This window comes from Paenibacillus sp. J2TS4, from assembly GCF_018403245.1.
Lineage (GTDB): Bacteria > Bacillota > Bacilli > Paenibacillales > NBRC-103111 > Paenibacillus_L.
Window position 1 is genome coordinate 429,627 of the sequence record NZ_BOSH01000001.1, and the last position, 11,610, is coordinate 441,236.

Below are 11,610 nucleotides of genomic sequence, written 5' to 3' on the forward strand. Positions count from 1 at the left end.
GGTATTTGATCTTTCTGTTCCTTAAGATGCAGCTGCGTCTTAGGGCAATCTTTTTATTGTCGACTATATGCCGAATTGACACATAAATAGTCCTACTAGTTTGGAGAGTGTACCTCATGTGCGGAATAGCAGGAGCGATGTATTTTACGGAGAGAGAGCCATCGGAACAATTGCTGCGCAGAATGACCGATGTCATTGTTCATCGGGGACCGGATGATTCCGGAATCTGGACGGAGCCGCGAATTGGACTTGGCTTTCGCAGACTATCGATTATCGATTTACAGGAAGGCCGCCAGCCGCTCACTAATGAGGATGAAACGGTCTGGATTGTGTTTAACGGAGAAATTTATAACTATAAAGCGCTGCGCGGGCAATTGCAGGACAAAGGACACCAGTTCCGCACGCAGAGCGATACCGAGGTCATCGTGCATCTGTACGAGGAGTATGGAGCAGAGTGCGTGAAGATGCTGCGGGGCATGTTCGGGTTTGTCATATGGGATCGCAAGAAGAAGCTTTTATTTGGAGCCCGGGATCATTTTGGCATCAAGCCTTTTTATTATTCCTTCGGTCCCGATCAATTTCTGTTTGCTTCCGAAATTAAAAGCATTCTGGCCGCGGACGAAACCCGGCGTTCGGTGGAAACCGAAGCGTTCATGAACTATTTGACCTTCCAGTATGTGCCGGAGCCTATGACGATGTTTCAAGGGATCCGCAAGCTTCCTCCGGCTCATACGATAACGGTAAGAGCGGACGGGACGATGAAGCTGAGCCGCTATTGGGACCCGATGTTCGAGCCGGTCTCCAGACCGTTTAACGATTATATAGAGGAACTGCGGGAAAAGCTGAAGGATTCGGTCGTTCACCATATGCAGAGCGATGTGGAGAGAGGCTGCTTCTTGTCCAGCGGCATCGACTCAACGGCGATAGCTGCTCACATGAGGAATATCGAGCCGATCCGTACGTTCTCAGTCGGCTTCGAGGGCGCCAATAATGAAACCACCATTGCCCGGGAAACTGCGGAAGCGCTCGGCACGGAGCATTATTCGAGACTGATCTCGGAGAAGGACTTTTTCGATTCGGTTCCGAAAGCGATCTGGCATCAGGATGAACCGGTGGCCGACCCGTCGGCCATTGCGTTATATCATGTCGCGCAGCTTGCCAAAGAGCATGTGACGGTCGTGTTGTCCGGAGAAGGGGCCGATGAGTTGTTCGGGGGCTATCGCATTTATCGCGAGCCGCTGTCGCTGCGTCCGGTTTCCTGGATGCCGCTGCTGATGAAGCGATTTGTTCACAAGCTGGTGGACAAGCTCCCTGCAGGGCTTCCCGGCCGCAATTACTTGCTGCGGGGAACAACCCCTCTGGAGGAACGTTTCTTAGGCAACGCAAAAATATTCAGTGAAGAGATGAAGGCGGAAATCATTCGCGGGAGTGACCACTTGCTGCATCAATACAAAAATCCGATACAAATCGCCGCTGAATTCTATAACCGCACCCGTCATCTAGACCCGGTTACCCGGATGCAATACATCGATATGAATCTGTGGATGCCCGGCGATATTCTGATGAAAGCAGACAAGATGACGATGGCTCATTCGCTGGAGCTGCGCGTTCCGTTCCTCGATAAGGAGCTGTTCGAGCTGGCGCGCCGCATACCGGCGAATTATAGGCTGGCTCAGGGAACGACGAAGTATATATTCCGCAAGGCGATGGAAGGAATCATTCCGGATTTCATCCTGAACCGTCCCAAGCTGGGCTTCCCGGTCCCTATGCGGGATTGGTTGAAAGGGGGCCGCGGAGGGGCAGTGCTCGAGCAGGTGAAGGCAAGCGGAATTGGAGATTATGTGGATTTGGCTGCCGTAGAGCAGATGGCCGTCAAGCACCGTCAAGGGGCAGGCGATTATGCGCGAAGACTGTGGGTTATCTATGTCTTCGCCCTATGGCATACGACTTATATGCTGGAACAGCCGGGCGCTTCTTATGCGGCGGCTAATTCATAAAAATAATGGTCGCGGAGGGTATCATGGGGAAGTATAAGCTGATAGCGCTGGATATGGATGGGACTTTTTTGACGAATGAGCAGACGATTTCTGAAGAAAATCGCAAATGGGTTCACAAAGCGATCGATGCCGGGGTTACGGTCATGTTCTCCACAGGAAGGGGAGTCCAGAATATTTTCCCTTATGTGGAGGATTTGGGGCTCCAATCGCCTCTGGTCGCGGTCAATGGCAGCGAGGTCTGGAAATCGCCGGATGAGCTGCTGAAGCGGCATGTGATGGAGATGGAGTGGATTCGACAGCTTTACCAAATGGCTCTTGACTACGATGTATGGTATTGGGGCTATTCGGTAGGGGGCTTGTATAACAAAGATAAGTGGGCCGCCAAACCGGAGGAGGAGCAGTGGCTCAAGTTCGGTGTCTTTACCGAGGATCATGTCAAACTGAAAGAAATCCGCAGTCGCCTGGAGGACTGGGGAGTGCTTGAAATTACGAATTCTCATGTTTCGAATCTGGAGCTTAATCCTCTCGGGATCAGCAAAGCGAGCGGAATTATGGAGGTCTGCAATCTGCTCGGATTGAAGATGGAGGAAGTCATAGGCATGGGCGACAGCCTGAATGATTTGCAAATGATTCATCAGGTCGGGCTCGGGGTCGCGATGGAGAACGCCCAGGAAGAGCTGAAGAAGGCAGCCGACGTCATTACGGATACTAATCAGGCGGATGGGGTTGCCAAAGCGATACAGAAATATGTGTTTGGTCTCTAGTCATTACATAACGTCATTACCCCCACTCAATCCTTAGTAAGGGCAGGGAAAAGCTATGGCCATATTAGGTTGGATTCTGATTGTCGCCTTGTTTGTGGTAGGGATGCTCGGCACGGTTTTTCCCGTCCTTCCGGGGGTGTTGGCCGTATATGCCGCATTCTTCGTCTACGGTCTGTTCTTTAGCTTCGAGCCGTTTGGCTTCTGGTTCTGGGCTATCCAGACGGCGATCGTTATCGCTCTTCTGGTGGCGGATTATATGATCAGTGCGCTCGGGGTCAAGAAGTTTGGAGGAACCAAAGCTTCGGTTATCGGCAGCACGATCGGAATTATGATCGGTCCGTTCGTCATTCCGTTCGCCGGACTGATTCTCGGCCCTTTTCTCGGAGCCGTCATTGGGGAACTGGTGGTGGGAGCGAATTGGAAGCAGGCCGGCAAGGCCGGGATCGGGTCGGTGGTCGGCTTTTTCTCCAGCGTTATCGTGAAAATCCTGCTTCAGCTGCTAATGATTTTCCTGTTCATCCTCTGGCTTCTCGTCTAAACCTTGGTTGGAAGAAGGGTTGCAAGTGTCCAAAGATTCGCTAGTCAAAGGAACCCTTATCCTCGCCGTCGCGGCTCTCGTTGCGCGTGTTCTCGGTGTGGTGCAGAGGGTTCCTCTCGTTTACCTGATCGGCGATGGGGGAATGGCTACTTTCTCGATCGCTTTCAATATTTATACTCCATTGCTGACGATAGCTACCGCAGGCATTCCGAGTGCACTTAGCAAGATGGTGTCCGAGCGGACGGAGCTGGGACGCCATGCTGAAGCAGACCGGATTTTTCGGGCGGCGGTTCAGTTTGCCCTTGTCGCCGGAGTCATTATGACCATTCTGTTATTTCTCATCGCTCCGTCTTACGCCAGAATGTCGGGGGACGAATCCGCAGCGTTGGCCATTCGGGCACTAGCCCCGGCACTGCTGTTGTTTCCGCTTATCGCGATGCTCCGCGGGTATTTCCAGGGAAGGCAAAAAATGATGCCGAACGGCCTGTCCCAGATCATTGAGCAAATTATGAGGCTCATTACCGCGGTCGGACTGGCCTATTTACTGCTCGCTATCGGGTGGGGGCATGACTGGGCGGTAGCGGGAGCATCGTTTGGAGGAGTGATGGGCAGTATCGGGGCGTTCGCCGTCCTGCTGCTGTTCTACAATCTGCTGAAGCAAAAGGATGCAGCGCAAGGGCTGCGAAGAAACTACAGGCGAGGACAGCCACTGCCTTACCGGACGATTTATGGTCAGATTTTCAGGCTGTCGGTGCCGATTGTGCTGTTCTCGATGGCGGTGCCGCTCGTCTATTTTATTGACACTTCGACGGTTATCCCGCTGCTGCAAAATCTGATTGGCACCGAGCAGGCCAAAGTCGAGCTTGGCGTATTGACGGGAAGGGCCCAATCGCTTGCGGGCATCCCGATCATTCTGGCCGTCGCGCTCAGCCAGTCGATTGTTCCGATTGTATCGGCCGCTTACGCGCGCAATGATCTGGAACAGGTCAAGCAGCAAGGAGTCAAGGCGATGCAAATCTCGGTGCTGACCGGGCTGCCGGTCGTCCTCGCGATCGCTGTAGCCGCCCGTCCGATCAATGGGACATTGTTTCCGGACGAGAACGGCACGATGATCATCGCCATGCTGACCGCGACCGCCTTGTTCCAGATCATGATGCAGACCTCCGGCGCCATCCTGATGGGCATCGGCGCCATGCGGCCGCTGATCGTCAACGTGTTCGCCGGTCTGGCGGTCAAGCTGGCGGGCAGCTTCGCTCTGGCGCCTTGGCTCGGCATCTCCGGCGTCGTGCTGTCGACCGCTCTGTGCTTCATCGTCATGATGCTGCTTAATTTCCGGACGATGAGGAGCAAGGTACCGTTCGTCATCTTGGGCTTGTCGCGCTGGATGAAGCTGGCGGCCGCCACGGCGATCATCGTCGCAGCAGGCACCTGCGTCGAGCGGTTCATGTATCGTTACGTGACCTGGTTTCCGAACAAGGTCGACTACTTTTTGAACGCGGCGGTGACCGGTCTCGTCGTCATCGCGCTCTATCCGCTGCTGCTGATGGCGTTCCGTGTCGTGACCAAGCACGACCTGGCTAACCTGCCCGGCCCGCTGCAGAAGCTTGTCCGCAAAGTGTCCGCTGCGGTCAATCGATGAGCTCGCGCGCGAGAATCGCGAGCTCCAGTCTGCGCAGCCCGGCGCTATGCTCGCGTGTGATGTCGGCCGGGGCTTCCGCCTGAGCGGTCGTCAGGTGCGCGACCGGAGACAGGTCGCGGAACCAGTCGTACCGCTCGGGAGCCTGAACCGGCCGGGCCGGCCACGCCGAGCGCAGCTCCGGGCTGCACAGCGGGCTGGCGCCTTCGCGCAGCGCGCCGCCTTTAAGCCTTTCCGTGTACGGTGACGACGGAAAGGCTTTTGGTGCGGCCGCAGCCTGGAACAGCTGCGGCCAATAATCGGCCCGGGAGCCGGTATGCGGCACCTCCCGGGCGAAGCGGAGGAAGCCTTCGCGGGCGGCCGGCAGGCCGAACAGCAGCGCGTACAGCTGCTTGCCGAATTCGATCCGCTCATGCAGATCGACGAAATGTTCCATCACCCGCCCGTAAAGCGGCCATGGAGTGAGGCGGGCAGAGGCGGCGGTGGAGGCGAAGGATGCTGCTTGGTCTGCAGGGGCGGCTGACGCGTCCGCAGGGCTCTGTTCAACCGTGTCTGAGTCACCCTGGCCAGACCCGTCCGTACAGCCCTCCAGCGAGGAAGCCGCACCTGTGTAGCTAGACCCGCCCGAAGAGCTGCGTCCGGAGGTATTCCTGCCGTCCCGCTCTTGTGTATGTGCACCGTCATGGATGGACAGCCCCGCAGATTCGGAGGAGGCAGGTTTGCATGGAAAGACGACCTGATTCGTCTGCGCGACCGCTTGCATTAGCCTGATCAACGGGTCCAGAGCCTTCTGATAGGCAGGGTGCTCGGCCACTCGGCCCTGGATATAATTCTGTTCATTAATAATTAGCGCGATAGTGAGCAGGGAGGAGCTTCCTCCATCCCAGAATAGCTCCCAAACAGGCCGCATAAAACGGGAGACGTGAAGCATCGGGAGCAAATGAAATAAGGGCCGGTTCCAGCGGAGGCTTTGTTCATAAAGCAGCAGCTGCGGATAAGCATCCTGGAAGATGAGCGCATTGGCTCTTTCCATCATTTCGAATACCGCTTCGATATGGGAGGCGTCCAGCAGCCGGGGAAGCAGATCCCCGCGCAGATCGGTCATGTTCCAGCCGCCATTACGCGATACCATGTGAGCGAGCAGGGCCCAATGAACGTCAGGATGCTTGTCGTAAAATTCCCCATAAGCCGTTGTGCGGGTGACATTGTTGTGATTAAGATGCGAGGTCTGTTCCAATAGCTCACGGACGAGAGCGGCTTCCTTGGCCGGCAAAGAACGAGCGGGAAGCCCCGAAGGCTGCTGTAATTCCTCCTCCCAACGGTTCCGGACCCGGGCCAACTGATCCGGAGGAACGGTCAAAGGGACAGAGGAAGGCTTGCTTCCCCCGAAAGTCGAAGTCTTAAGTAGGCCTGAGGTCTTATCAACCGCCAATTTGGCCAGCTCTTTGCCGAGTTGTATCCCTTTGGACCATAAGCTCTCTGGATGGGATGCCTCTTTTGAATCCCGAGTCACGTTGTAACCTCCTCGCAGCTTTCTATTTTGGTGAGAACAATTTATATCGAGCCATCGCTCTATGGACAGAGGAATCAAAACGAACGGTGGTGAAGATGGGATAGTTTTTTTAAAGGTCAAAAACAGTGCCGAAATTAACGATAATTATTATTACTTTTCACTAAAATGAATCCTTTTTATTCTTTATACGTAGTATGTAGCATGGTATGATTAAACCATATTTAACTAATTCGCAAGAGGGAGAGGGTTTGCGTTGAAGAAGAAGTACATAACGTGGATGAGCGCCTTTGTCGGTCTAATGATGCTTTTGCTGACAGGCTGTCAATCCGTGATCGGCGTGGATTTGAACAAAGCGCTGCAAAGAAATCTGGAAGTCACCTCCTATGAAGGATATTCCGATTTTTCAGTGGAGCTGATTGGTGGCAGTCATTTTGACTGGAGCACCGATAACGAAGATTTGTCTTTCCTGCAAGATTTGAAATTCGAAATGAATAACATTAAAATGCAAGACCGGAACACAATGTCGATGGATGCGAAGCTTGTAACCAAGAAAGGGGACGTTCCTTTTTCTCTGTCTATCACCGATAAAGAGATGGCCATACAGTTTGAGGGAGCAGCCAAGCCCGTCTACTTCCAACTGGAAGACTACTACAATCTCGATCCGATGATGATGACCGTTAATTGGGCAGGCTTAAACGACACCTTGCAGAATAATCAAGAGCAATTACTTAAGTCTGTAGGTCCTTTCATCATCAACAATCTGCCTAACCCTGAGAACCTCAGAGTGTCGAACGCGACAGAGCAGATTAACGGAAGCCTGACTAACCTGACGAGAGTTCATGCGGAAATCAAAGGAAGCGAAGTTCTGGGCCTCGTGAAAGCTTTTATTGACAATATTGCTTCCGACGAAGCCGCTTTGAAAGAAGTCATTCAGCAAGTGTATACGCTGATCCTTGCGCCGATCGGGGAAGAAATGGGAGAGGATCTGGAAGGACTCGATCTCGGGCCTGCTCTTGTCGATGAGATGTTCAACGAAGTTAAGGCAGGATTGTTCGAATTCTCCCAGCAGCTTGATGCAATGATGAAGAGCGGGGATGCGGATGAGTTTCTGAATGACAACAACTACTTGACCGTCGATATGTACGTGGACAACAACACTTCCGATATCCGCAAGATGGATATGGAGTTAGTTTTTAATAATCCGGAACCAACAGATTATGATATTAATACGGTCAAAATCAAATCTACGTCCGAAGTGTGGAACGTGAACCAAGCCGTAAGTGCGGAGATTATTGACACCAAAGAAGGGCTGGTTCTGGACGAAAGCTTAACGGCTGCCCAATTCGTTAACAATCTGGACCCGAACTCGGCGCTTTACTCCTTTTTGCTCAACGATCTGAAGCTGAGCAGCAAGTTCATTTATCTCCCGATCGGGGATGGAGTCGAGGATGCAGCCTTGCTTGAACTTCCTTATATCGATCCGGTAACGGAGAAAGCCATGGTTCCTTTAAGATTTGTTGCTGAAGAGCTCGATTCCGAAGTGACCTGGAACAATGAGACTCAACAGGCTACCATCGTTGATGTCTGGACTGGAAAAACGATCGTACTGACTATCGGCAGCAGCACGGCCGTAGTAGACGGCCAATCCATTAAACTGGAAGGCGAAGCTCAATTGACAGGAGATACGACTTATGTACCTGTAAGGTTCATCGCCGACCAATTTGGTGCAGAAATCGATTGGGATAACGAAGTAAGAGCTGTTATTATTACAAGAGATTAATAGGATGCAATCTTAAACAAGTTATCAGACTGATCGTACAAAGGAGCGTGGACCGTGAGGTCCCGCTCCTTTTTTAACGTTAAAGTGTACTATGTCAAACACACTTTACCAAACGCTGATATTTTTCTTTTCAGCTTCCTCCCCTTCGCCTTCGCCCGGATTCGCTCCTTTGCACCTCTATCCCCTTCGCTCAGATATATTCGGATAAGAGAAGGAGGCGAGTTTCACTTGATAACAATACAATATTATTATCAAGCCTTATGTAAGGATCTCTCTAGCCGAAACTTGTCCTGAGCGAAGGGGATAACAGTCAAAAGGAGCAGATTCAATGAGTTATTAATGCATACATTTCAATTATATTGTGTTGTCGAACCGGATCAAGCCATCTTGCGTACCGGGTTCGCGATACCACTGGTCTTATGGTACCTACATCGTTGAAAAAACCGGGGCGCTCTGGTCCCCGGTTCTCTTCTCTTACTTCTCTGCCTCGGGCTGCTCTGGACGGAGGCTGTGGTCCTGAAGGCGGCCAGCTTTCCGCGCTGCATCACGAAGAAGGAATTCGATATGTGCATTGACACTTCGAAACTCGTCGGCGGCCCAACGTTCCAATGCTTCGTATAGCTTAGGATCGATCCGCAGCGGGAAGTTTTTTTTAGGTGCCATAATAATGGCCTGTTAATAGAGGCTTCCCGTATTAATGACCGGACTCGCGGATCGATCCGACACGATGGCCACCATTAAATTGTTAATCATAGCCGCCTTTCTTTCCTCATCCAACGTAACGCCACCATCGGCTTCCAAGCGGGCGATGGCCATCTGTACCATGCCGACAGCCCCCTCCACAATTTGCTGCCTGGCCGATATAATGGCGGAGGCCTGTTGTCTTTGAAGCATGGCGCTGGCAATTTCGGTAGAGTAGGCCAGATGAGTCAAACGGGCTTCCAGCACTTCGACCCCCGCTACGGATAACCGCTCCTGAAGCTCTGTTCCCAGCTCGCCAGCTACTTCTTCGGCATTGCCTCTTAACGAATATCCGTCGCTGACAAAGTTATCGTAAGGATACTTGCTGGCGACGTGCCGCAGAGCGGTTTCGCTCTGAATTTCGACGAATTGCTCATAGTTATCGACATCGAACATCGCTTTGGCCGAATCGATGACCTTAAATACGATAACGGCGGCAATTTCGATCGGATTCCCTTCCACATCATTCACTTTCAGTTTGACGCTGTTAAAGTTGCGGACGCGCAGGGAGATTTTTTTGCGGATCGAAAAAGGAATGGTGATCCATACTCCGGTATCCCGAATCGTCCCCATATACGTTCCGAAGAAGGTAATGACCATCGCCTGATTGGGCTGCACCACGGTAAAAGACGAAGTCAGGAAGATTAAATCGACAGCCAACAGAATGATGCCGGGGATAATGAAGCCGGCGATTAACAGATAAATACTTGCCGCCAACAAAGCAAGCAGCACAAACAGTCCCAGGTAACCGTTAAATTTCCAGGCTTTTTTTTCAATCATGGAGTCTCATCCTCTCGTTGATATATTTTAGATTTCTTTTTGATATTTATATGATATCACTTTTTCAAATATATGTAAACTATAAATTAATATGGTGAATGGGTTTTAGATCAGGCAAGGCTCTTGTAACATATGGGCATCCTCTGGTTGACATCCACACCAGAGAGTGCTATAACAAGGAAAATAGTTCGCCGGCGGCTGGATGCGGCTAGGGTACTCACATCCGGTACCTAATAACCGATTCGTTCTCGTTATTGTAACGATTAGTAGAACTTACGCCGCAGAGGTTATCATTCTGAGGAGGGAATGGCATTGAACCGTCTACATTCCGAGCAGGATTTTCAAGAACAAATTGAACAGACGAAACCTACGGTTGCCGTTTTTAAAGCGGGATGGTGCAAAGATTGCCATTACATCGAACCGTTCATGCCTGAGCTGGAGCAAGCTTATTCCGACAAGCTGACCTTTGTAGAGATCGATCGGGATGAACTGCCTGAGCTCTGCGAAAAATATAACATCCTTGGTATTCCAAGCTTCATTGTTTTTCACCAAGGGCAGGAGATAACCCACTTTGTAAGCAAGCTTCGCAAAACGAGAGAAGAAATCGAGCAGTTCTTAAACCGCTCCTTAGAAGTTATTCAAGCGATGAAGTCATAAGCGCGGCAAAGCTGGAATGACCGCTTTGGAAAGAAAGTGGGTATCTGTAACGGAATCCATCACCATAATGTTTGAAGAGACCTCCTTATCTTAAGGGGGTTATCTTTATTCCGCCTAAATTGGCGCTGTGCCTCGTCTATTTGGGAAGCGATTCATCGGTTTGTCACAATTGCGAATGGAATTAAGGGTGATTTATCGCTATAATTGGACTGGGGTATTGTGTATTTTTACGGCGTTGTGAGACTAAAAAGCGGGTGGCATATTGTTATGAACAGATGGTTAAAACAGATTTCTATAGCTTCCGCCATTGGGATGTTTATCGTCTTATTGATGGGGGCGCTCGTCACCAAGACGGATTCGGGACGCGGCTGCGGAGACGATTGGCCGTTATGCAACGGCAAGTTCATACCCAGCTATACGGTCGATTCGATGATTGAATATAGCCACCGGTTTGTAAGCGGTGTGGAAGGACTTCTTGTGCTTGCCGCTTTCGTCGGCGTCATGCGGCTGGTTCGACGCAAGGATGCGCGCTGGTATGCCGGTTTGGCTCTTTTTTTCACCGTTGTCCAGGCCATTCTGGGGGCTATGGCTGTTAAATGGGAGCAATCTTCCCTAGTTATGGCGCTGCACTTTGGCATTTCTATGCTTGCCTTTGCCTGTACGCTACTTCTGGCGATTGTGCTGATTTATTCAGAGTCGATTCCGGAACGAGGTCTGGCTGCGACCGACAAGGCATCCGGGGCTTCTTTTGCGGTTCCGTCCAAAGGGTTGAGCTACATGATTTGGTTTACGACGGTTTACTGTTATGTTGTCGTCTACTTAGGAGCCTTTGTCCGTCATACGAAATCATGGGGCGGCTGTATGGGCTGGCCATTGTGCAATGGACAAGTCATTCCTGAGCTGTCGGGAGCGACCGGCATTGTTTTCTTGCACCGGGTCGCCGCCTTGCTGTTGTTTGTTGCGATCGCGCTGATGCTCTATATGCTTCGCAAGCGCCAATATCCGCATGAAATTGTCAAGGCCGGTTATTGGGCGATCAGCCTCGTTATTCTGCAAATCTTCAGCGGAGCCTACGTCACCTTTACAATCACTTCAGAATGGCATTTGCTGTCAGGCCTTATTCATACCTTGCTAATTGCCGGCTTATTCAGCATTCTTGTTTATTTAAGCGTCCGGGTCATTCAATTAAAAAGGTAAGGTTCAG

10 protein-coding genes are annotated in these 11,610 nt (G+C 51.4%); 7 read left to right on the forward strand and 3 right to left on the reverse strand.

Going from position 1 to position 11,610, the window contains the following annotated elements:
- The first annotated feature begins 116 nt into the window (after window positions 1-116).
- The 4 genes from asnB to KJS69_RS01960 are packed head-to-tail and all read left to right on the forward strand — an operon-like array spanning window position 117 to window position 4,938.
- Window positions 117-1,997 (forward strand): asparagine synthase (glutamine-hydrolyzing), encoded by a 1,881-nt coding sequence (asnB, locus tag KJS69_RS01945; protein WP_213581324.1) that lies wholly within the window; start codon window positions 117-119, stop codon window positions 1,995-1,997.
- A 23-nt stretch (window positions 1,998-2,020) separates the two neighbouring features.
- A complete protein-coding gene (locus tag KJS69_RS01950; protein ID WP_213581325.1) occupies window positions 2,021-2,761 on the forward strand; it encodes an HAD family hydrolase in 741 nt (246 codons plus the stop codon).
- 55 nt (window positions 2,762-2,816) lie between these two features.
- The gene (locus KJS69_RS01955) at window positions 2,817-3,299 is read left to right on the forward strand and encodes a DUF456 domain-containing protein (protein ID WP_213581326.1); all 483 of its coding nucleotides are present in this window, start codon (window positions 2,817-2,819) and stop codon (window positions 3,297-3,299) included.
- 25 nt (window positions 3,300-3,324) lie between these two features.
- A complete protein-coding gene (locus tag KJS69_RS01960) occupies window positions 3,325-4,938 on the forward strand; it encodes a putative polysaccharide biosynthesis protein (protein ID WP_213581327.1) in 1,614 nt (537 codons plus the stop codon).
- On the opposite strand, the gene KJS69_RS01965 is transcribed toward KJS69_RS01960, so the two are convergent.
- A complete protein-coding gene (locus KJS69_RS01965) occupies window positions 4,928-6,448 on the reverse strand; it encodes a DUF2515 family protein (protein ID WP_213581328.1) in 1,521 nt (506 codons plus the stop codon). The genes KJS69_RS01960 and KJS69_RS01965 overlap by 11 nt on opposite strands.
- Before the next feature lie 253 nt (window positions 6,449-6,701).
- Between KJS69_RS01965 and KJS69_RS01970 the strand changes: the two genes are divergently transcribed.
- Complete coding sequence (locus tag KJS69_RS01970; protein WP_213581329.1) at window positions 6,702-8,228, forward strand: copper amine oxidase N-terminal domain-containing protein; 1,527 nt, start codon at window positions 6,702-6,704, stop codon at window positions 8,226-8,228.
- Between the two features lie 474 nt (window positions 8,229-8,702).
- Here the strand turns inward: KJS69_RS01970 and KJS69_RS01975 are convergent, their stop codons facing one another.
- Both KJS69_RS01975 and KJS69_RS01980 read right to left on the reverse strand, forming a co-directional pair.
- Window positions 8,703-8,891, reverse strand: coding sequence for a type II toxin-antitoxin system antitoxin (locus tag KJS69_RS01975; RefSeq protein ID WP_213581330.1), 189 nt, complete (start codon window positions 8,889-8,891; stop codon window positions 8,703-8,705).
- Window positions 8,892-8,903: 12 nt separating this feature from the next.
- Complete coding sequence (locus KJS69_RS01980; RefSeq protein ID WP_213581331.1) at window positions 8,904-9,749, reverse strand: SPFH domain-containing protein; 846 nt, start codon at window positions 9,747-9,749, stop codon at window positions 8,904-8,906.
- A 312-nt stretch (window positions 9,750-10,061) separates the two neighbouring features.
- On the opposite strand from KJS69_RS01980, the gene KJS69_RS01985 reads away from it, so the two are divergent.
- Together KJS69_RS01985 and KJS69_RS01990 are read left to right on the forward strand one after the other, a co-directional pair.
- Window positions 10,062-10,406 (forward strand): thioredoxin family protein, encoded by a 345-nt coding sequence (locus KJS69_RS01985; RefSeq protein WP_249730303.1) that lies wholly within the window; start codon window positions 10,062-10,064, stop codon window positions 10,404-10,406.
- 267 nt (window positions 10,407-10,673) lie between these two features.
- On the forward strand, window positions 10,674-11,603 hold the full coding sequence (locus KJS69_RS01990; RefSeq protein WP_213581333.1) for a COX15/CtaA family protein: 930 nt from the start codon (window positions 10,674-10,676) through the stop codon (window positions 11,601-11,603).
- The last annotated feature ends 7 nt before the right edge of the window (window positions 11,604-11,610 follow it).